We start from the raw sequence: 20,585 nt of genomic DNA, 5'->3' as shown, positions 1-20,585 counted from the left end.
GACGGTTTCCTCTTTTTTTTCTAGCCTATGAAATTACTTTACAGTTATTTACGTCATTATTGGTCCCTGCTCGTGCTGGCTTTATTGCTGGCCGCCATCAATCAGATTTTCTCGCTGCTCGACCCGTATATTTTTCGGAAGATCATCGATCAATACGTTGTCAAACCGGGTTCGGCTATTCAGAAACTGGATTTTGTGAGCTTCCTGAGCGACGGTGCCGGTATGCTTATTTTGCAGGCGCTGGGCGTCGCGATGGTCAGCCGGATCGCCAAAAACTTTCAGGATTACTACGTTAACGTCATCACCCAGCGGCTGGGCGCCCGGCTGTATTCCGACGGGTTGCGGCACTCGCTGGAACTGCCCTACCAGGTGTTTGAAGACCAGCGCTCGGGCGAAACCCTGGGTAAGCTCCAGAAGGTGCGGACGGACGTTGAGAAACTTATTCAGTCGTTTGTCAATGTGCTGTTTACGTCCGTCATCGGTATCGTGTTCGTCATGTGGTACGCCAGCACGGTATACTGGCCCATCGCGCCCGCCTATTTTCTGACCATTCCGTTGCTCGGCTTTGTCAGCTCCCTGCTGAGTAAAAAAATCAAGGTCGTACAGAAAAACATCGTGGCCGAAACCACGGCATTGGCGGGTTCAACGACCGAAAGCCTACGCAACATCGAACTCGTGAAAAGCCTCGGTCTGGCCCAGCAGGAAACCGAACGGCTCAACGCCACCACCGAAAAGATCCTGCGGCTGGAGTTAAAAAAGGTCCGCTACGTTCGGTCGCTGTCGTTCGTGCAGGGAACATTTGTCAACCTGCTGCGGAACGCCATCATGCTGATGATGCTGTTTCTGGTGGTGCAGCAACGGATTACCGTAGGCGAATTTTTCTCCCTCTTCATTTACTCCTTCGCCATTTTCGGTCCCCTACAGGAATTGGGCAACATCATCAACATTTACCGGGAAACGGAAGCTTCGCTAGCGAATTTTCAGCAAATTCTTGACACGCCCCGCGACGTTAAACCGGCCCACCCGCAACCCGTTAAAAAGATTCAGACGCTGGCTTTCGAAGACGTTCGCTTCAAGCACCTGTCGGCCGACAAACCCGCCCTCGACGGTATTTCGTTTGATGTCAAACTCGGCGAAACCATCGCCTTTGTGGGGCCGTCAGGTTCCGGCAAAACAACGCTCATCAAGTTGCTCGTCGGTTTGTATCCGCCCCTGGCAGGCCGTATCCTGTACAACGGCGTTTCCAGCGCGGAGGTTGACCTGGACGAACTGCGCGAGCAGATCGGTTTTGTGACGCAGGACACGCAACTGTTTGCCGGGACCATCCGCGAAAACCTGCGGTTTGTGGCTCCCAACGCCACCGACGCCGAATGCCTCACGGCCCTCCGCCAGGCCGCAGCCGACTCCCTCCTGAACCGGGCCCCGCAAGGACTTGATACCGTCATTGGCGAGGGGGGCGTTAAAGTTTCCGGGGGTGAAAAACAACGCCTGAGCATTGCCCGCGCCCTGCTGCGCCGTCCCACGTTGCTGGTGTTCGACGAAGCCACCTCGGCCCTCGACTCACTGACGGAGGAAGAAATTGGCAGAACTGTGCGCCAGCTTTCGGGCTCCCGGCAGCACATTACCATCCTGATTGCCCACCGACTGAGCACGGTCCTGCACGCCGACCGGATTTTTGTGCTGGAAAAAGGCCACGTCGCCGAGCAGGGGCACCATTCCGAATTGCTGGCGCAGAAAGGGCTTTATTACGCCATGTGGCGGCAACAGATCGGGGAACGCAAGGAAGTGGCTGCGGTTTAAGCCGATTTTAGGGCGTTACCCAATTTCGTCTGTAACGCCCTGTTTTTTGCTGATGGCATTCAGGAACGCGTAGCCCAGGGTCCCGGCCAGGACGGACCCGGTCAGGATGGCAAATTTTGCCTTTGCTGCCACCGCCGGCTGGTCGGGAAAAGACAGCAGGGCAATAAAAATCGACATGGTAAAGCCAATGCCACCCAAAATGCCCAATCCAATCAGGTGAGGCCAGCGCCCGCCCGCCGGTAAAACGCACAAGCCCCCTTTGACCGAAAGCCAGGAAAACAGCGAGATGCCCAGGGGCTTACCAACCAGCAATCCCAACACAATACCCATTCCCAGGGTGGTTGTTAGCCCATCCACCATGCCCGGTTCAAACCGGATGTTGGTATTGACTAGGGCAAACAACGGCATGATGATGAAATTAACAGGTTTAATCAGCGCGTGTTCCACCCGTTCCAGCGTCGATGGGGTGTCGTCCTCCGTGGTCGGGAGCGTAAAGGCAGTCAAGACCCCGGCAATGGTGGCATGGATTCCGGAGTGGTGGATAAAATACCAGATCAACAAGCCCGGAACGAGGTAAAATACCGGTCTGGTGACGCCCCGCCAGTTCATGATCAGCAAACCGAGAAAAACCGCAGCCGCGTAGGCCAGGTAAGCGAAGTGCAGATCGGTGGAGTAAAAAAGGGCGATAACCACAATAGCGGCCAAATCGTCCACGATTGCCAAAGCCGCCAGAAAGATTTTGAGGGATGCCGGAACGCGGTTTCCCAGCAAGGTCACAACGGCCAGCGCAAACGCAATGTCGGTTGCCATTGGAATACCCCAGCCCCCCGCGACCCTGGTGCCCTGATTAAAAGCGAAATAAATCAATGCCGGGACCAAAACCCCGCCCAAAGCCGCAAAAATGGGCAGCGCAGCTTTTTTAAGCGACGACAACTCGCCTTCGATCAATTCCCGTTTGATTTCCAGCCCCACCATCAGGAAGAATATCGCCATCAAGCCGTCATTGATCCAGATCAAAACGGAATATTTTAGATGCAGACCTGAATTTGCATATCCAATCTCGGTAGACAAAAGGTTTTCAAAAGGTGCCCCGGAAGGTGAATTAGCAATCACCAGAGAAGCCAAAACGCACAGGATCAGGACGATACCCCCAACTGAACCGGACCGAAAAAACGTCTGAAAAAGTTTATATAGCTTTTCTTTCATAGCAAGATCATTGAGAGAATACGCAAAAATAGACTCTATTTGTTAGGTCCTCTTAATCTGATTTTAATTTATCCCCTTGCTTTTTTTAATTCCTTTTTAATCTTTGCAGCCAGTTATACCAAAATGATGCTGCAACTTACTCCCCCCTGATGACGATTCTCCGCTGACGCCCCCTCTGTCAGCCAGTCATTTCGGCGCACTCTGAGCGCCGGGGAGATTTCCTATTATTTCCTGATTCTCAACCCGTAATGGCTATCCATTACCGGGCTCATCATTCCCTTCCGGCTCGCGCAGGAAGCGGCTACTTGTTTTTTTACTCTTCTAAACACAATGTCCATGAGCACAGTGCTGAAAAAGAACGTACAGGAATTCAATCGAAACGTTCGTGAAAATGGCGGATTCCTGTACACTACCAACGCCCAATTCTCTTCCTACGTTGCCAACAAACGTATTTCCGACGAAATTTTCAAGTTCATTAAACCGCATTACAAAACGCTGGTCGATATCGGTTGTGGGGATGGTATGTACACCAACAACATCAAGGAAAACTTTCCGAATCTGGACGTGTACGGTTTTGATCCCGCTCACTCGGCCATCGAAATGGCCCGCCAGAATTACCCCCGGGTTACCTTCGACACCATCAATTTGCTGGACGACAACCTGCCCGTGCCGGAACAAAAATACGATGTTGCCGTCATCCGGGGCGTACTGCATCACCTGGCTGACCAGCAAAAAGCCATCACCAACGCGTTCCGGCTGGCAGATCACCTGATCATCATGGAGCCCAACGGCAACAATCCCGTCCTGAAGCTGATCGAGAAGACATCCAAATACCATATTGAGCACGAAGAACAATCGTTCTATGAGTGGCAACTGAAGCGCTGGATAAAGAACGCAGGCGGTGAAGTGAAAAGCTGGAGCTACGTCGGGTATGTCCCGTTCTTTTTTCCCACCCTACCGGCCAAAGTCATCTACTTTTTTCAGCCCCTGCTGGAGAAAATACCGGTTCTGAAGCACGTTTTCTCCGCCCAGTTCATTATTGCCTGTTCCAGGAAAAAGGCCGGTCGGTAGAATAGCCCGCTCCGGTTTCAAACAAACCCGCTGGATTGTTCCGCCCCCGCGGGGGCGGAACAATCCGTAATTCACCTTACTTTAGCAGCCGGTAAGGCGGTTCAGGTTTACGATTCAAGCGGATTTGTCCACAACAAAAATCGTTTTTCACACAAACCCGCCCAAGAATAAAACCCGAACAGCCTCGTTATCAGTAAAGTTATCTAAACACCATTTAAATGACCAGTACGCCATCCGGACACGCGGCTTCAACCAACCCGACTGCTAAGAAACCGTTTAGTCACCTGAAACAACTGGACGGGATTCGCTGCATTGCCGTTACACTGGTCCTGATCAGCCACTGGATGGCCGGGCATACAACGCTGCCGATTGGTTCACTGGGCGAACTGGGGGTCACCATTTTCTTCGTGCTCAGTGGTTTTCTGATCATCCGGATTCTGTTATCGGGCAAGGAGCAACTGGAGCAGTCGCCGGAAAAAACGACGGGCAGCTACTTTAAAAATTTCTACATCCGCCGGGCCCTCCGCATCCTGCCCGTCTACTACGTTACCGTGCTGGTATTGGCCCTGATCGGTGAGCCCGGCATCCGCGAAACGCTGACCTGGCTGCTGTTACATGCCACCAATTTTTACATTATTTTTAACAACACCTGGATTGGAACGGCCGATCACCTCTGGTCGCTGGCGGTCGAGCAGCAGGTATACCTGTTCCTGCCGTTGCTGATTTTCTTTGTTCCCCGCCGGTACGTTCCGCTTTCCGTCGGAATTATGATTGTTGGCAGTGTGGCCCTGCGGATTGTTTTCTACCTGATGAAACTTCCCTGGGCCGTTCAGTACATTTTCACGCTGACCTGCCTGGACCCATTCGGCTTCGGAGGGGTGCTGGCCTACGGGTATCTCTACCGCCGGAGCTGGTTTGAAGTTTTTTTCCGGGGACGCTGGTGGTTGCCGCTCAGTCTGCTGTCTTTTCTGGCGGTCGTGTTCCTGTATGAATTTTTACCGCAGGTTAATCACGTTAACGTCATGAACTACGTCCTGGAACGGTTGGCGGCTTCCTTGTTGGGCTTTTTCCTGATCGGCCGGGGCATTCTGGGTTTCGACGGCTGGATGAAATGGCTGCTGGAAAACCGGGTCAGCCAGCACATTGGCCTGGTCAGCTACGGAATTTACCTGTTCCACAATTTCATTTACAACTACTACCACACGCCCCCCACGCACTTTACGTTACGGCTCTGGAACCACCTGACCAACTATGTTCCCCTGCTGAACGCGCATTACAGTTTTCAACTCCTGTATTTTACGGGCCTGACCGTTGGCCTGGCAACGGTCTCGTGGTATGTACTCGAAAAGCCCCTCAACTCGCTGAAGGTGTCGTTTTCATGAAGCGGGATGTCGCAAGAATCCGCCGGGGTCGACGGCCCGTTTCATAACGACCGCCGAAGCCGGGCAGAGTTCGCTAAACTGCCTTGTCTGCCGGATAGCCACCGGTACGGTCTGCCGATCCACCGGCTGAAAACCGTGCCGGGCAAAAAAGCCATCGGCCGTGGTCGTAATCAGAAACAGGTCGCTCAAACCGGCCTCTGCCGCCGTTTCCAGCAAGTGCCCGACCAGCCGCGCGGCTATGTGCCGCCCCTGATGGGTTGGGGCCACCGCCACGGAGCGGAGCAACGCTACCGGCCCAAACCGTTCCAGACCGGCCACCCCAACGCAGCCATCCGTCGTTTTAGCCAGTACAAAATCCGTCAAATCCGCGGGCAGGTCGTCGGTCAGTAGGTGTGCCTGTTCCAGCAGGGTACCAACGGCTTCCCGGTCTTCCGGGCGGGCATTCTGGATAATCACCGGCATCTGTTTAGAGCAGCTTCTGATTGATGAATTGTCGGCTAAATTCCCTGATCTGGTCCCGCACCAGCCGGAACGATTCCAGCGAATCCGGGTCCGGAAAACTTTCGTGAATGCGTTGGGCCGTCGCCGGAAAGACCGGGCATTGTTCGCGGGCGTTATCGCAAACCGTAATGACGTAATCGAATTGCTTACCGACGTACTTATCCACGTGATCAGAGGTATGGCTTGAAAGATCGACCCCATCTTCGGCCATAACCTGAACGGCCAGCGGATTGACGCCCTTTGGGTTCGTTCCGGCGCTGTACACATCGGCCCGACCCCGGGCAAACTGCTGCAAATACCCCTGTGCCATCTGCGAACGCGCGGAATTTCCCGTACAGAGTACCAGTATCGTTTTCATTCGTGCAAATTTTCCGTTTAGCAACACGCCCCTTTCGGGCTTTAGCTTACTTTGAAATACCTGTCAGCTAAGAGGTGCGCGGTTTAGTTTTGTTCAATTATTGCATTATTACGATCAATCCGCTTAAAAAAGTGTCCGTTCAGCAGCAGGTCGTTTTTTCCGTACCCAGCGCATTCAGCAACGAACCAAAAATCTGCCGGGCTTCCTCCCAGACGGTTTCGTTGATGCAGTAGCAAACGCGGGGCGGATCAACCTCGCCTTTAATGATTCCGATGCGCTTGAGTTCTTTCAGGTGCTGCGAAACCGTGGGTTGCGCCAGCGGCAACTCATCCACCAGATCACCGCAAACGCAGGTTTTTTTGGCAATCAGCAGCTGCAGAATGGCCACCCGGGCGGGATGGGCAAAGGCTTTGGCCAGCTCTGCGATCCGATTTTGCGGTCCAGAAAATACTTCGGTTTTAGTTACACCCATTCAGCAAATGTAGCAATGATTCAGTTTATCGCAATAATACGATTAACAAAATGCTTGAACAATAACTGCTTTTCAAGTGGCTTACGGATTTTTCACCGGAATCGGCTTTTCGAAATCGCTCTGCATCTGCGCCGGTAATTGAAAAATCTGCCCGTTCTGGTTGCAGAAATACAGGTACGAAGCCGACGCCTGCCGGGCGTTACCATCGGCCCAGAAAGCATAAAAGCCGGACTGAGCCGCCACCGGACGACGTGGATACGACTGGTTGCGGGCCGGATTGCGGGTCAGCCTTTTCACGGCTTTCCAGCTTTTGCCCCGGTTACGGCTTTCGAGCAACACCAGATCGCCCCCGGTACCGTAGGACTGCGGCCCCGCTTCCACCGAGCCGATGATCCGCCAGCGGTTTCCCTCGACATACAGCGAACCCATGTCATAGTTATGATCGGATTGGGCAACGGAGGAGATTTGCCACGCCGTACCGGACCAGTACGCAACGTTCCACTCATACGGACCGTTGGCCGGGCCGGGGTCCGGGCCTTTGCTGGTGATGTACAGGATGATGGGCCGTCCCGCTTCGTCGTAATTTACATCGCTGATGTACACGTTTCGCCCCTGGCTCTTGTAGTCTTTCACCAGCGCCGGATTTGCGATTTCCCTCAGCGGCACCTGAACGGGTTTACCGTCGGCGGTTTGCCAGGTTTGACCAAAATCGCGGGTTTCCACGTAGTAAAGGTTGGTGCGGTAATCCAGCCCGGCGCCCACCTGGGTGTTGGGGTGGTAATTAAAAGCACTGCCTACCTTGTTTTGCCATTGCCCGCTGCTCTGATAATGGCCTTCTTCAATCGCGCCGATGTCTTGCCAGGCCGACCAGGAAATACCGTCCGGGCTCATGATGACTGCCGTCGTTCGCCGGGGCTTGTTGTTGCCGTACACCAGAACGCCCCGGTCGTAATGAGTCATAAGCCCCAGGAAGCCCCGCCCGGTCTGGTAGTAAACCTGTAAGTACGAGAAATTGTCAAACGGTATCTTTTGGCCTTTCTCATCCAGCCGCGTGGCTTCTATTTTTTCAAACGCGTCGATGCGGTAGGGCTGGCGGCTCCGGTGGATAAACGACGGCCGTTCGGTGCCGTGGGAGGTTGAAAAAACCCAGACGTACCCCTGCGCATCCAGTTGAATGACCGGGTTGTCGTGGGCGTCGTTGGTTTGTTTGTTCAGCAGCAGCGTCGGCCGGGAAACCATCCCGGTCTGGTGATCGAAAACACCCACCATATGGCACAGTTCCCGCGAAGTGGAGTCAGTTACGCCCCCGTAGCAGAAAAACGTTTTGTTAACGGCGGGCGCATAGACCGAGAACGGGTAGTGGTTGGCGGGATACGTTCCCAACCCGCCACTGTATTTATAAGCGTATTCGTTTTTGGTTGGACCAATGAAATACCAGATACCCCGGTAGCCGTCGGCTTTTGCTGAATTCTGGCTGCGGCTTTCCGGCGCCACCACGGTGATCAGGAACCAGCTAAACCATAAAGCATTGCGTAAGTGATTCATGCGGTGGTTTTGGTTGCTACAAGTGAATAACCTCGTTGCGGGCGGCCGAGTCGTAGGCGGCATACACCAGCCGAATGGTTTCAAAATTATCGGTGCCGGTGGTTTCGGCCGGCTGCTGGCCCTGCAAGGCCTCCAACAGGTTGCGGTTGCAGTCGACAATGGACGAATGCACCAGCGCGTACGCCGGATCGGCCCACGGATAATCGGGCGGGGTGGCCGTCAGGTAGCGGGTTTCGCGCTGCCCGTCGGCCCTCCGGGTGGTGACCTGAATCGTGTAATCCGGCGCCAGGACCACGCTGCCCTTGGAACCTTCTACGCTGACGAGTGTTTGCGGAAATACCTCCCGCTCCAGAATCGACGCGTAGGACATTTCCGCGTAACACGTAAGCCCGCTACGCATTTTCATCAGCACATTGGCTACATCCTCCCCTTTAATGGTCGGATTGACCCGCTGGGTCTGACAGTAGAGCGAGGCCGCTTCGCCAAACAAAAAACGGCTGACATCCAGGATGTGCGACCCAATGTCAGTCAGGATAAACTGCTCCAGTTCGGCCAGAAAGGGCTGGTTTTCAAACACAGGGAATCCCGAGCAGAAACTCACCCGCGCTTTGAACGGCTGCCCGATGACACCCGAATCCAGAACGGTTTTCAGGTGCCGAAGCGGAGTTTGCCAGCGGAAATTTTCGTGAATGTAAAATTCTACGCCCGCGCTCTGACACGTTTCCACCATCCGCCGGGCCGTTTCCAGGCTGGGACCCATCGGCTTCTGGCAAATCACATGCAGCCCCCGGCGGGCGGCTTTTTCCACAAACAGCGCGTGGGTATCCACGTCGGTAATGATATCCACAAAATCAAGTTCACCGGCATGACGGTCGAGGAGTAAATCAACGTTGTCGTAGACGTTCGGAACGTTGTACTGGCGGGCAAATGCTTCGGCTTTGGTGCCGGTGCGGTTATAAAGAGCGATCAGTTCAACCCCGTCGAGGGCAAACCAGGCCGGAATCTGGTAATTCGCCCAAAAGCCGGTGCCCAGGATGGCAAACTTCAATTTTTGCATGAAACGGTTGAAGAAAAATAAAAAGAATGTACATTTGCCCGTTACTCTACTGTACTCTACTGTATCACTAATCGAAGCAAAAGTAGAAAGTTTTCTATCGATTTACAACGGTTGGTCTGGCAAATTTAGGTGAACATGGATAAGCTTACGCCCGATTTACAGGCCCATCCGGTCAGTGGGCAACCCAAATATCAGCAGTTGATTGAATCCGTTCTGGCAGCCATCGAACACGGTACCCTGGCTCACGGTAAGCAGCTTCCGTCCATCAGTGAACTTGCCGGTAGCCAGAAGGTCGCCAAGGTAACGGTCGCTAAGGCTTACGAAGAACTCAGGCAGCGCGGCATTATTCGCTCGCAGCACGGCAAGGGTTTTTATGTGGCCAGTACCGATGTGCGGGCGCCCCTGAACGTGCTGGTGATTTTCGATACGCTGAACGCTTATAAGGAAACGCTCTACGACGCCCTGAAAGCCGCCCTGCCGCCCGATACCGCACTAAGCATTTTCTTTCACCACTACAACCCGCAAATTTTTGAAAACCTGATCCGGAACGGCGTCGGGCATTACAACGCTTACGTGATCATGCCGCATTTTGACGAGGATGTTTCGGCCATCGTGGACTTACTGCCCAAAGACAAGCTGTTGCTGATCGATCAGGCCCTGCCTCGGCTGGAAGGTTCCTACGCGGCTGTTTACCAGGATTTTGAACAGGATATTTACCAGGCGCTGACGAGTGCCCTGCCCGATCTGCGAAAGTACCGGAAACTAACGCTGGTGCAGTCCAAAGCCCGGTTTCAATACATACCGCCGGGTACCCTGACCGGTTTTAAACGCTTTGGCGAGACGGCGGGAATGGCGTGCAAACTGGTCGATGATTATTCCGATGACCTAGTTCAGCCGGGGGAAGCTTATCTGCTGTTTGCCGACCGGGACCTGATTCAATTCATCAAACACGCCAACCAAATGAACTGGCGGCTAGGCCGGGATGTGGGGTTGATTTCGTACGATGACACGCCGGTCAAGGAAATTCTGGCCGGGGGCATTACGGTTATTTCCACCGATTTTGCGCGCATGGGACAGACCGCCGGGCAACTGCTGACCGAGCGTAGCCGGGTTCAGGTGGCCAACCCGGGCGGGTTGATTTCGCGCCAGTCGCTGTAGCAACCCGCGCTAACCAGCGATCGGCGGAGTCTGCGGCCAGTTCGGTTCCAGTTGCTACGCTGATTTGATTCGAAGCCGGGCTTCAGGCCACTTTTGCCCATCAATCCGCGCCGGCCGGAACGTTCGCTTAAAACCGGCATTTTCAGGAAATACTGGAAGAAAAACCGTTGTTTTGCGATTATCTGCCTATTTTAGAAACTCATCTGAGCCGAACCGAATTGCTATGAAACGCAGGGAAATTCTAAAAGGTCTGACGGCTTTCCCGCTGGCCGGGGCCGTACCCACAGCCGCTTCGTCTGCCGCTACCCCAAAATCGTCCGGCCGCACGCGGGATATTTTCAAAGAACTGGGCGTGCGCACGTTCATTAATGCCGCCGGTACGCTGACCTACATGTCGGGCTGCCTCATGCGGGACGAAGTGGTCGATATCATCAACAGCACTTCGAAGCAGTTTTGCATGATCGACGAGGTGCAGGACAAAGTCGGCGAACGGATTGCGCAACTGGTTCATTCGGAAGCCGCCATGGTGACTTGCGGGGCTTTCTCGGCCATGACCCTGGGGCTGGCGGGCATCCTGACCGGCGAAGACGTTCGGAAAGTGGAGCAGCTGCCTCACCTGGAAGGCACCGGCATGAAGTCAGAAGTGATCTGCCAGAAAAGTCACAACGAACGCTACAACCACGCCTTTCTGAATACGGGCTGTAAAATCATCGAGGTCGAAACGCTGGACGATGCGGAGAAGGCAGTGAACGAAAAAACCGCCCTGCTGCATTTCCTGAACATTGCCGCCAACCACGGAACCATCAAACACGAAGCCTGGGTGGCTCTGGGCAAAAAACACAACATCCCGACATCTATCGACATTGCCGCCGACGTACCGCCCGTTTCCAATCTCTGGAAATTCAACGATATGGGCTTCGATCTGGTGTTTATTTCGGGCGGTAAAGCCATCCGGGGTCCGCAAAGCGCCGGTATTCTGATGGGCCGCAAAAACATCCTTGCTGCGGCCCGGCTGAACGCGCCACCCCGCGGTTACACCGTTGCACGCGGCCACAAGGTAAACAAAGAGGAAATTCTCGGCATGTACATCGCGCTGGAAAAGTACATCGCCACCGATCACGACAGGGAGTGGCAAGAATGGGAAACCAAGATCGCTCACATCCGGAGCGCAGTGAATGATTTACCCGGAATAACCACCCACGTAATCATCCCGGAACTCGGCAATGTTACCCCCACGCTGAGCATCAACTGGGACGATGCAGTGGTGAAGTTGACCGGCCGGGAACTGCGCGACCGGCTCCGGAACGGCCATCCGTCCATCGAAGCCAGTTTCTCGGGGCTGCCCCTCTACCATTACCAGGCCGGTTCCGACTCGGTTGACCCGGTAGTGGCCGAAACGCTGAAAGGCGGCAATACCGTTCGCGTAACGGCCTGGATGCTGCAACCCGGCGAAGAAAAGATTGTGGCCCGCCGAATCCGGGAAGAGCTGCTGAGCGCGTCCGCCATCCGGTAAAACCGCCCGCCCAGCCCACCGGCAACCTTAATACCGTTCCAGCATGGCCCGCAGCGATTCTTTCATGGCCTTGACCAGACTTTCCGGTTGCACAACTTTCAGGTGTTCGCCGTAACTACGCAGGTGCATCATCAGGTCGCGGTTGGGAGCCAGCCGAAGTTTCACCACGCATTCGGTCTCATCGTCGCGCAGGACCACCTGCGTCTGATGGATGGGTTTGGCTTTAACGTAGCGACCGAACAGGGGCGTAAAGGACAGAACAATATTCTCAACCGGATCGGTGGTGTCCGTAATGCCGTAAATGTGCTCAAAAAACTCCGACACATAAGCCAGCACCGCATCCGGCACGGCACAGGGTTCGTCCAGAATCTCCAGGTCACTCATGCGGTCGAGGGCGTAGGTTTTCTCCCGGCCGCTGGCTTCGTCGTAACCAATGACATACCAGCTATCGGCCACTTCCCGCAGCAGAATCGGGTGAAGCCGCCGGGTGCGTTCGGCGGCTGTGACGGTTTCGGTCACCGAACCATCGTGTTTGTGGTAATGGAAAGAAACCTGCCGGTTTTGGTTCACGGCCCGGATCAGCACCGGCACGTACTGGCGATTACCGCCCAGGATTTTTTCTTCGACGTACACCACCTTACGGCCCGGCCCCAGCGCATTGCCGTCTTCCGGCCGCACTTCCCGCACAATGTCCAGGCTCTGCCGCACTTTCTGTAGGGCGTTGGTCAGTTCGGCCACCACCGGAGCGCCCTGCGTAGCCGCCAGCACCTCGCGGGCGTAGTCAAGCGCTTCCATGTCGTCGGGCGTGAGCATGAGCCGGAGCAACCGGAACTGCGGATCGGTGTAGTAATAACCGTTGCTGCGTTTATCGTAGGCAATGGGGGCGTCGTGGTCTTCGCGCAACCGCTGAATGTCTTTTTCCAGCGACGAGATGGACCGGATGCCGCAGTGTTCCCGGAGCAATTCAAAAAGCCGTTGTTTGGAAAACTTGCGGGGATGGCGACTGATCACTTCGTCGATCAGGCGGTATCGTTGGAAGGCAGAACGGGTTATGGGCATGGGACACCGAATTTGTTGCGGTAAAGAAGCGAAATTTTTTTTACAGAAAAACAGAAGACCGTAAAAAGATTACGTTGTGAACGGGCCAACTTTGTCCTGTTCGATTCCTCAACCGAGCCGTAAACAACAACAACACGATGAATACACTACTCTCCTCTCCGCAAACCGCCGTTACGGGCGGTCGCCGGGTAACCCGGCTGTCGGCCCGTCAACTTCTGGACGTTGAACTGGGCCTGTTCCTAATCTCTCAGCTCCGGCCAAACGCATCGCCCGGCGCCCTGCCCGATCTGCTCAGCCACGTCAATCCCGGCTGGACCACCCGCCAGCACAAGCTCCGCAACCGCGGGCTGGCGCTGCTGACCCACCTGACGCCCTACAGCCGCTGGCACGACCTGCTGGAAATATACATGGCGGCCCCCGCCGATCTTCAGGCGTATGACATCAGCCGCGACCGCAGCCGGTTCGGTCCTAAAACCGTCGGTTTTTCCCGCAACCGGTTGACCGTTCTGCGGAAAGTCCTGAGCTGATTGCCCTCCTGTTTGTTTCTATCCCTCCTTTTCTAACTTTCCAGATTGATATGCTTTCGAATCTGATTCAGCAGGTTACCCAACTTGTTGCGCCAGCAACTGCGCTCAAAACCGCCCCCTTTCCGACTAGTCCACCCACGCCCACCGTCGATTCATCGGCCAAACCGGCTGATGTTCCGACTCCAAAGCTGCGGACCGTAAAACTGATTATGGTCACTGCTGAAAACAACAACAAATACTACGAAATGCACGAACAGCCGGATGGTACGTTTACGGTCCATTACGGACGGGTAGGCGGCTCCAAAAGTGTGGCCACCTACCCAATGGCGCAATGGGACCGGAAAATCCGGGAAAAAGTAACGAAAGGCTACGTTGATCAGACGCACATGTACGTTGAGGGGCCCGCCGTTACCGACGCCAGCACCATTGCCGATCCGGAGGTGCGCGGTCTGATGAACCGGTTGATGGAACTCGCCAACCAGTCGATTTTTCAGAATTACGTTGTGACGGCCCAGCAGGTTACGCGCAAACAGGTCGAAACGGCCCAGCAACTGCTCAACGATCTGACGACGCTGGTGGCACCGAACGCCGATGTAACCGCTTACAACCGCACGCTGCTCGAACTGTTTAAAGTGATTCCCCGAAAAATGGGCAAAGTTGGCCAGCATTTGCTAGCCCAAACGCCCCAAACCGCCGACGACCTGCAAAAGCTGCACGATCAACTGGCTTCTGAACAGGACACGCTGGACGTCATGCGCGGGCAGGTCGAGCTGCGTCAGTCGCAGGAAAGTCCCGACCAAACGCCCGCTTCGCTGCTCGAGATGATGAACCTGACGGTGGAACCCGTTACCGACAAGCGGGTACTAACGCTCATCAAACGGATGATGGGCTCAGACGCCGACAAGTTCGACGCGGCTTTCAGCGTCAGCCAGGCCCACGCCCAGGCGGCTTTTGAAGCCTACGTCGGCAGTAGTTCCACTCCCAAAACGCAGTTGCTCTGGCACGGCAGCCGCAGCGAAAACTGGTTGTCAATTCTTAAAACCGGGTTGGTGCTGCGCCCGACGAATGCCGTCATCACCGGAAAAATGTTTGGCTACGGCATTTATTTCGCTGATCAATTCAGCAAATCCCTCAATTATACATCACTACACGGTTCGGTCTGGACGAACGGGAAACAGAAAGAAGGCTACCTGGGCATCTACGAAGTTCACGTTGGCAAGCAGATGAAAGTAACCCGCCACGAGCCTCAGCACATGAAGCTGGACCAGGCAGTCCTGAAGCGGATCAATCCCCGGTACGATTCGGTATTTGCGCAACGGGGCGAGAGCCTGCTCAAAAACGAGTTCATTGTGTACAACCAGGCCCAGTGTACCGTTCGGTATATGGTCAGAATCAAACTATAAGCATGAAAACCGGAGCAAAGAAAACCACCCGGCAGGCCGTCCGCCTGGCCGCTACGACCCTGATTCTGGCCGAAGGAAGCACCACGACGCTGGACGTAAAAAACCACCTCCGCAACCGGGGTTACCGGGCTTATCAGGCCGAAATTTCAACCTGGCTGTTTGCGGTGGCCCAACAGGAAAACTGGGCCATCAACGACAACGGAACGTACCGGGTTTATTATTTCCCGCCCCTGACGGTCCTGCCGCCCCTCTTGACGAATCGGACAAAAAATAATTTAAAAAAAAGTTGACAACGTAAAAAGGTTACGTTCTTCAGGGTGCATTTTTGTTATGATCAACGCGTCGAACTGACCGACGGTAAACAACATAGACCATGAATGCACTGCCTTTGTCCGACTCTCTTCGTGCCCGCCAGCTGAGTCCTTTCTCCTTGCACTGGCAGGAACCGCTGGCGACACAACTCCGGTTTCAACACGAACTGCCGGGCCAACTGGCCAACCGGTTGCTGAACGTTGAGCTGGGCTTGTATCTGCTGGCAGAATTGTTGCCGCTGGCTCCGCCCCAGGCGCTTCCGGACCTGCTGAATGGCGAGGGAGTGGTGTATCAATTCCGCCCCGTCTGGAAGCCGCGCCAACACCGCTACCTGAACCGCGCCCGGGCGCTGCTGGCTCCCTACATGGATCGTACGGTCTGGCTGATGGCGCTGGCCAAATACGATTCACTGCCGACGAGTCTGCGGGCTTTTGGTTCGCACAGCACCGGAAGTTGCGGCTCAGAAGTCAATCGGAGTAATTTACGGAACCGGGAAGAACTGTTTCGACAAGCGCTCGCCTAGACTTATGAAAATCAACCCACAATCTGCATTCGCCACGACGATCATGGCCTTGAAGATCCTGTTGCTGCTTGTTTTCCAGAACAAACCGTTGATCCTTTTCAAACTGAGCTGTTATTCGGTTTTGACCCGGTTGCAGGTGGTCGTTTGCCTCTTTCTGTTTCACCAGGGCTTGCAGCGGGGGAGCCTCAGAGACAATCTACGTCCGCTACGATCGTTACGGCTTTCAGGCCCTTGTCACTCAGTAGCTCGTTGATTTTCTCCAGAATAAATGCCTTAGCGGCTTTGGGGCTGATGCTGCGTTCGAGTTTGATCAGAATCGTGTACAGAAACTGGTTGCGGATGCGCTCCACCAGCGGCACTTCCGGCCCCAGCACCCGCGCTTCGCCCAGCTTCTCGGTCAGTTGATCCACCAGCCGTTGGGCCGCCTGCTGACTGATGTTTTGCTCAGCGTGCCGAACCGTCAGTTTGATAAGCCGCGAGAAAGGCGGGTAATTAAAATTTTGCCGCTCGATGATTTCCTCTTCGAACAAGCCCCTGTAATCGTTTTCCATCACTTTGAGCAACACGGCCTGCTGCGGATTCGTCGTCTGAATCAGGACTTTACCCCGCCGATCCGCGCGACGTCCGGCCCGGCCGCTCACCTGGGTAATCATCTGAAACGCCCGCTCCACGGCCCGAAATTCCGGGTAGTGAATCATCCGGTCGGCGTCGAAAATACCGACCAGGCTGACGTTCCCGAAATCGAGCCCCTTGCTGATCATCTGCGTGCCGACCAGAATATCGACGTTGCCGCCCTCAAATTCCGAAATGATCTGCTGATAGGCATTTTTGGCCCGCGTGGTGTCCAGGTCCATGCGCTGAATCTGGGCTTCCGGAAACACAATCTGCAACTGGTCTTCTAGCTTTTCGGTTCCAAAACCGATCGTCCGCACTTTGAACGAACCGCAGGCTGGGCAGCTTTTCGGCACGGGATCGTGGTGACCGCAGTAGTGGCACCGCAGTTCGGCGGCCCGCATGTGGTAGGTCAGGCTCACGTCGCAGTTGGGGCAGCGGCTTGTCCATTCGCAATCTTCGCATTGCAGGTACGGCGAATAGCCGCGCCGGTTCTGGAACAGAATGCTCTGCTCCTTCCGCTCCAGATTGTGTTGCAAATGATCCAGCAAGACGGACGAAAACTCGTTTTTCATCTTCTTCTGCTGCCGTTCAACGCGGGTGTTTACCAGTACGATATCGGGCAGCATGGCGTCGCCGTAACGTTCCAGCAGTTCTACCAGACCATAACGCCCCTGCTGCGCGTGGTAGTAACTTTCGATGGACGGTGTGGCCGAGCCGAGCAGGACTTTGGCTTTCTGCCAGTGGGCAATCATCATCGCCACATCACGGGCGTGGTAGCGCGGAGCCGGATCGTGCTGTTTGTAGGACGTTTCGTGTTCCTCATCCACAATAATCAGCCCCAGGTTGTCGAACGGCAGAAAAACCGCCGAGCGCACGCCCACCACAAACTGGTATTGTCCGTCGACAATGCCCTTCCAGACCTCCACCCGCTCGTTATCCGAAAATTTGGAATGATAAATACCCAGTTTGTCACCAAAAACTTTTTTCAGCCGGACCACAATCTGGGTTGTCAGAGCGATTTCGGGCAGCAGGTAAAGGACCTGCGAACCACTTTCCAGGGCCGTCTGGATCAGGTTGATATACACTTCCGTTTTCCCGCTTCCGGTAATACCGTGCAGCAAAACAATGTCTTTTTCGTTAAACTGGCTGAGCACCTGGTTGCAGGCCCGCTGTTGAACGTCCGTCAGTTTTACTTCCACATTCGGCAAATCGTCGTCGCCAAAACGCGGCACGATCACTTCATACGTTTCGAAAACCTGATTTTTGATCAGCGTTTGCAGCGAAGACTGCGAGACTTCATCGTCCTGGTTCAGGACGGTTTTGTCGAGCCCTTTGCGGTTCAGGATGGGGTTATTCTGCACCGGCACGTAGCTCAGGTATTTCATGACCACTTCCTGCTGCTTGGGCGATTTCTCCAGTGCATTGATTAGGGCCAGGACCTGCTCACGGGTTTCGTAGCGCTCCGTCAGCCGCACTTTCCGCACCATTTTCGGCACGTACTTTTCCCGCACCTCGTCGAACACAATCACCGCCCGTTTTCCCACCAGCGATTTGATCGTTGTCGGCACGTTGGTTTCCCCGACCAGCCGCCCGAGTTCTTCGTACGACAGGGCCGAATGTTTTTTCAGTTCATCCAGCAACCGCCCTTCACCCTCCGTCAGCAGTTCGGGGTAGTCAAAGTCCGGGTTGTACTGCACTTTCGACTGGCTCGTAATCTTCAGCCCCGAGGGCAGCGCCACGTTCAGCACCTCGCCGATGTTACAGAGGTAATACTCAGCCATCCAGGAGAATAACTCCAGCTGGTAGGTTGTCACCAGCGGGTATTCGTCCAGGAGTTCGAGGATGTATTTGGCCTGGTAATTACTCGGAGGCTGGTGATGAATGCGCCCGACAACGGCCGTATACACCCGGTTTTTGCCAAACGGCACAATCACCCGCGCGCCCACTTTCAGCCGTTCCACCATATCGCGCGGCACGCGGTAGGTAAACATCCTTGGGATCGGAACGGGTAGAATGAGGTCGGCGAAATAGGTGGTTTCTTCGGCAAAATCAAATGTCAGCGGCAATGGTTGCACAGGTGGTATGGCTATCTTTTCTTATAGCAAGTTAACAATTGCCGCGATAAGTTCCTTCCGAAAAATCGCCAAAGCCGCCCCAGCGCTCAAAACGCCCCCTTTATTTTTAGTCAGCTCACGGCTTCATCTGCCGGACTTCGTTGCGCAGGCTTTCCGGGTCCCAGCCGTCGTCAACATCTTTCAGCCAGCGGTCGTTGGTGTCGGAACTGAGCAGTTCTTCCAGATCGCGGATGCGCTGGCGGGCGCTGCTGAAATACTGCTTGCGGTCGTGCCGAACGGCGGCCAGTTCGGTTAGGTTCCGTTCGTCGTGTTTACGGAACAATCGGGCCGCCCGCTGCGACTGGTAGGCTCGGAAGCCCAGCAACGTCATGGCATCGACGCCCATCCGGAGTGAACTATCGAGCGTTTCGCGGTAAACATGGGAGAGGCCCGCATCCAGCAGTTCGTAGGCATCTTCGCGGTCGGCGGCCCGCACCAGCAGTTTCAGGTTTGGAAAATGCTTTTTGGCTGTTTCGACCAGATCGAGCACTTTCTCCGGCGAATCGAGCGCAATAATCATCAACCGGGCTTTTTCCGCCCCCGCCGATTTGAGCAGATCGTACCGGGAGGCATCGCCGTAGTAGACTTTCATGCCCAGTTTCCGCAGTGTATCGACCCGATCCGAATCAAAATCCAGCACCGTCGTACCGATGTTGTTGGCCCGCAAAAACCGCCCGACAATGTTACCATACCGGCCAAAACCGGCCACAATAACGGCGTTGTGTTCTTCGATGTGATCCGGTTCTTTCCTGTCGTCCTCTTTGGCGCCCAGTCGCGGCAGAATCAGCTTTTCGTTCGCCAGGAAAACCAGCGGGGTTAGGCCCATGCTGATGGCAACAACTGCCGTCATGAGGTCCACCACATTCTGCGCTAGAATACCGTTCTGCGAAGCGAAGGAAAACAACACAAAGGCAAACTCACCTACCTGACAAAGCCCCAGCGAAAACAACAGGTTCTGGTCTGTGGGCAAACCAAACGTCCTCCCTAACCCCGCCAGAACCAGCGCCTTGGCCGCCATGATAGCCACCACAATTCCGATGACCAGCAAGGGGTTTTCCATGATCAGATCGAAATTGATGGCGGCCCCGACGGAAATGAAAAACAAACCGAGCAACAACCCTTTGAACGGATCAATGTCGCTTTCCAGCTCGTGTTTGTATTCGCTGTTGGCCAACACCACCCCCGCAACAAAAGCCCCGAGCGCCGGACTCAGCCCCACCATTTCCATCAATACCGAGATACTCGCCACCATCAGCAGAGCCGTGGCAATGAAAACCTCCCGCAGGCCGGTCCGGGCGATGATCCGAAAAACCGTTCCCATCACATACCGCCCAATCAACACCAGCGCCAGCACCGCCCCAACGACCACAAACGGCCGCAACCAGCCGGGCAAACCGTCGGTCAGCGAAAAATGCGCGTGGTGATCGGTTGAGGAAGCAACCGGATACGTCGCCAGCAGCGGCATTATGGCTAAAATCGGAATAACGGCAATGTCCTGAAACAGCAGCACGGCGAAGGTATTCTGCCCGGCGGCTGTCTGCATCAGCCCTTTTTCGTTGAGGGTTTGCAGCACAATGGCGGTCGACGACATGGCCAGAATCATCCCCAGCGCCAGCGCCGGTTGCCACGGCAAACCCGCTGCCAGTGCCAGACCGCCGGTTAGCAAAGCCGTCAGCAGCACCTGTAACCCGCCCAGCCCCAACACCGGAACGCGGAGTTTCCAGAGCCGTTCGGGCTCGAGTTCCAGCCCCACCAGAAACAGCATGATGATGACGCCGAATTCGGCAAAATGCATGATATCCTGTCCTTCATCGCCCACCAGCCCCAGCACCGCCGGGCCGATGGCCACACCGGCCAGCAAATACCCCAGCACCGACCCCAGCCCCAGCCGTTTGGCAATGGGAACAAACACAACTCCCGAGGCCAGGTAAACAATGGCCTGAATTAGAATGGATTGGTTCATAATGGA

At 55.0% G+C, this 20,585-nt stretch carries 18 protein-coding genes; 9 read left to right on the top strand and 9 right to left on the bottom strand.

The genetic code is table 11. The features are described from left to right. Positions 1-27: 27 nt before the first annotated feature. The gene (locus OQ371_RS12940) at positions 28-1,800 is read left to right on the top strand and encodes an ABC transporter ATP-binding protein (RefSeq protein WP_265994190.1); all 1,773 of its coding nucleotides are present in this window, start codon (positions 28-30) and stop codon (positions 1,798-1,800) included. A gap of 15 nt (positions 1,801-1,815) precedes the next feature. On the opposite strand, the gene nhaA is transcribed toward OQ371_RS12940, so the two are convergent. Then, the gene (nhaA, locus tag OQ371_RS12935) at positions 1,816-3,006 is read right to left on the bottom strand and encodes a Na+/H+ antiporter NhaA (RefSeq protein WP_265994189.1); all 1,191 of its coding nucleotides are present in this window, start codon (positions 3,004-3,006) and stop codon (positions 1,816-1,818) included. Positions 3,007-3,336: 330 nt separating this feature from the next. On the opposite strand from nhaA, the gene OQ371_RS12930 reads away from it, so the two are divergent. Then, complete coding sequence (locus OQ371_RS12930; protein ID WP_265994188.1) at positions 3,337-4,077, top strand: class I SAM-dependent methyltransferase; 741 nt, start codon at positions 3,337-3,339, stop codon at positions 4,075-4,077. Positions 4,078-4,295: 218 nt separating this feature from the next. After that, positions 4,296-5,459: an acyltransferase family protein gene (locus OQ371_RS12925; RefSeq protein WP_265994187.1), complete on the top strand. Its 1,164-nt coding sequence runs from the start codon at positions 4,296-4,298 to the stop codon at positions 5,457-5,459. On the opposite strand, the gene arsN2 is transcribed toward OQ371_RS12925, so the two are convergent. The 5 genes from arsN2 to OQ371_RS12900 all read right to left on the bottom strand — a co-directional run bounded on the left by arsN2 (position 5,454) and on the right by OQ371_RS12900 (position 9,392). After that, positions 5,454-5,921: an arsenic resistance N-acetyltransferase ArsN2 gene (gene arsN2, locus OQ371_RS12920; RefSeq protein WP_265994186.1), complete on the bottom strand. Its 468-nt coding sequence runs from the start codon at positions 5,919-5,921 to the stop codon at positions 5,454-5,456. The genes OQ371_RS12925 and arsN2 overlap by 6 nt on opposite strands. 4 nt (positions 5,922-5,925) lie before the next feature. Further along, positions 5,926-6,318 carry an arsenate reductase ArsC gene (locus OQ371_RS12915; protein WP_265994185.1) on the bottom strand — a complete coding sequence of 131 codons (393 nt, stop codon included), beginning with the start codon at positions 6,316-6,318 and terminating at the stop codon, positions 5,926-5,928. A 139-nt stretch (positions 6,319-6,457) separates the two neighbouring features. After that, entirely contained in the window at positions 6,458-6,790 is a 333-nt protein-coding gene (locus OQ371_RS12910; protein WP_265994184.1) for an ArsR/SmtB family transcription factor, read from the bottom strand. A gap of 81 nt (positions 6,791-6,871) precedes the next feature. Further along, entirely contained in the window at positions 6,872-8,335 is a 1,464-nt protein-coding gene (locus OQ371_RS12905) for a BNR-4 repeat-containing protein (RefSeq protein ID WP_265994183.1), read from the bottom strand. Between the two features lie 16 nt (positions 8,336-8,351). After that, positions 8,352-9,392, bottom strand: a complete 1,041-nt coding sequence (locus OQ371_RS12900; protein ID WP_265994182.1) for a Gfo/Idh/MocA family protein — start codon at positions 9,390-9,392, stop codon at positions 8,352-8,354. A gap of 135 nt (positions 9,393-9,527) precedes the next feature. On the opposite strand from OQ371_RS12900, the gene OQ371_RS12895 reads away from it, so the two are divergent. Together OQ371_RS12895 and OQ371_RS12890 are read left to right on the top strand one after the other, a co-directional pair. After that, positions 9,528-10,550, top strand: coding sequence for a GntR family transcriptional regulator (locus tag OQ371_RS12895; protein WP_265994181.1), 1,023 nt, complete (start codon positions 9,528-9,530; stop codon positions 10,548-10,550). 223 nt (positions 10,551-10,773) lie between these two features. Then, positions 10,774-12,063: an aminotransferase class V-fold PLP-dependent enzyme gene (locus OQ371_RS12890; RefSeq protein WP_265994180.1), complete on the top strand. Its 1,290-nt coding sequence runs from the start codon at positions 10,774-10,776 to the stop codon at positions 12,061-12,063. Positions 12,064-12,090: 27 nt separating this feature from the next. On the opposite strand, the gene OQ371_RS12885 is transcribed toward OQ371_RS12890, so the two are convergent. Next, a complete protein-coding gene (locus OQ371_RS12885) occupies positions 12,091-13,122 on the bottom strand; it encodes a helix-turn-helix transcriptional regulator (RefSeq protein ID WP_265994179.1) in 1,032 nt (343 codons plus the stop codon). 137 nt (positions 13,123-13,259) lie between these two features. Between OQ371_RS12885 and OQ371_RS12880 the strand changes: the two genes are divergently transcribed. The 4 genes from OQ371_RS12880 (at position 13,260) to OQ371_RS12865 (ending at position 15,887) form a co-directional block, all read left to right on the top strand. After that, positions 13,260-13,649, top strand: coding sequence for a pPIWI_RE_Z domain-containing protein (locus OQ371_RS12880; RefSeq protein WP_265994178.1), 390 nt, complete (start codon positions 13,260-13,262; stop codon positions 13,647-13,649). Positions 13,650-13,699: 50 nt separating this feature from the next. Next, a complete protein-coding gene (locus OQ371_RS12875) occupies positions 13,700-15,052 on the top strand; it encodes an ADP-ribose polymerase (RefSeq protein WP_265994177.1) in 1,353 nt (450 codons plus the stop codon). A 2-nt stretch (positions 15,053-15,054) separates the two neighbouring features. Next, positions 15,055-15,342 (top strand): hypothetical protein, encoded by a 288-nt coding sequence (locus OQ371_RS12870; protein ID WP_265994176.1) that lies wholly within the window; start codon positions 15,055-15,057, stop codon positions 15,340-15,342. An 83-nt stretch (positions 15,343-15,425) separates the two neighbouring features. Further along, positions 15,426-15,887 carry a pPIWI_RE_Z domain-containing protein gene (locus OQ371_RS12865; protein WP_265994175.1) on the top strand — a complete coding sequence of 154 codons (462 nt, stop codon included), beginning with the start codon at positions 15,426-15,428 and terminating at the stop codon, positions 15,885-15,887. Positions 15,888-16,072: 185 nt separating this feature from the next. Here the strand turns inward: OQ371_RS12865 and priA are convergent, their stop codons facing one another. Next, positions 16,073-18,577, bottom strand: a complete 2,505-nt coding sequence (priA, locus tag OQ371_RS12860) for a replication restart helicase PriA (RefSeq protein ID WP_265994174.1) — start codon at positions 18,575-18,577, stop codon at positions 16,073-16,075. 115 nt (positions 18,578-18,692) lie between these two features. Next, positions 18,693-20,579 carry a monovalent cation:proton antiporter-2 (CPA2) family protein gene (locus OQ371_RS12855; protein ID WP_265994173.1) on the bottom strand — a complete coding sequence of 629 codons (1,887 nt, stop codon included), beginning with the start codon at positions 20,577-20,579 and terminating at the stop codon, positions 18,693-18,695. Between the last annotated feature and the right edge of the window lie 6 nt (positions 20,580-20,585).

This window comes from Larkinella insperata (genome assembly GCF_026248825.1).
GTDB lineage: Bacteria > Bacteroidota > Bacteroidia > Cytophagales > Spirosomataceae > Larkinella > Larkinella insperata.
This window is presented reverse-complemented; position numbering and strand designations above follow the sequence as displayed.

What these genes read in the sequence shown, in the direction of transcription:
- OQ371_RS12885 (WP_265994179.1), bottom strand. Translation starts at nt 13,122, where the DNA reads ATGCCCATAACCCGTTCTGCCTTCCAACGATACCGCCTGATCGACGAA.
- OQ371_RS12875 (WP_265994177.1), top strand. Translation starts at nt 13,700, where the DNA reads ATGCTTTCGAATCTGATTCAGCAGGTTACCCAACTTGTTGCGCCAGCA.
- arsN2 (WP_265994186.1), bottom strand. Translation starts at nt 5,921, where the DNA reads ATGCCGGTGATTATCCAGAATGCCCGCCCGGAAGACCGGGAAGCCGTT.
- OQ371_RS12910 (WP_265994184.1), bottom strand. Translation starts at nt 6,790, where the DNA reads ATGGGTGTAACTAAAACCGAAGTATTTTCTGGACCGCAAAATCGGATC.
- OQ371_RS12895 (WP_265994181.1), top strand. Translation starts at nt 9,528, where the DNA reads ATGGATAAGCTTACGCCCGATTTACAGGCCCATCCGGTCAGTGGGCAA.
- OQ371_RS12905 (WP_265994183.1), bottom strand. Translation starts at nt 8,335, where the DNA reads ATGAATCACTTACGCAATGCTTTATGGTTTAGCTGGTTCCTGATCACC.
- nhaA (WP_265994189.1), bottom strand. Translation starts at nt 3,006, where the DNA reads ATGAAAGAAAAGCTATATAAACTTTTTCAGACGTTTTTTCGGTCCGGT.
- OQ371_RS12855 (WP_265994173.1), bottom strand. Translation starts at nt 20,579, where the DNA reads ATGAACCAATCCATTCTAATTCAGGCCATTGTTTACCTGGCCTCGGGA.
- OQ371_RS12880 (WP_265994178.1), top strand. Translation starts at nt 13,260, where the DNA reads ATGAATACACTACTCTCCTCTCCGCAAACCGCCGTTACGGGCGGTCGC.
- OQ371_RS12900 (WP_265994182.1), bottom strand. Translation starts at nt 9,392, where the DNA reads ATGCAAAAATTGAAGTTTGCCATCCTGGGCACCGGCTTTTGGGCGAAT.
- OQ371_RS12890 (WP_265994180.1), top strand. Translation starts at nt 10,774, where the DNA reads ATGAAACGCAGGGAAATTCTAAAAGGTCTGACGGCTTTCCCGCTGGCC.
- OQ371_RS12930 (WP_265994188.1), top strand. Translation starts at nt 3,337, where the DNA reads ATGTCCATGAGCACAGTGCTGAAAAAGAACGTACAGGAATTCAATCGA.
- OQ371_RS12865 (WP_265994175.1), top strand. Translation starts at nt 15,426, where the DNA reads ATGAATGCACTGCCTTTGTCCGACTCTCTTCGTGCCCGCCAGCTGAGT.
- OQ371_RS12940 (WP_265994190.1), top strand. Translation starts at nt 28, where the DNA reads ATGAAATTACTTTACAGTTATTTACGTCATTATTGGTCCCTGCTCGTG.
- OQ371_RS12925 (WP_265994187.1), top strand. Translation starts at nt 4,296, where the DNA reads ATGACCAGTACGCCATCCGGACACGCGGCTTCAACCAACCCGACTGCT.
- OQ371_RS12870 (WP_265994176.1), top strand. Translation starts at nt 15,055, where the DNA reads ATGAAAACCGGAGCAAAGAAAACCACCCGGCAGGCCGTCCGCCTGGCC.
- OQ371_RS12915 (WP_265994185.1), bottom strand. Translation starts at nt 6,318, where the DNA reads ATGAAAACGATACTGGTACTCTGTACGGGAAATTCCGCGCGTTCGCAG.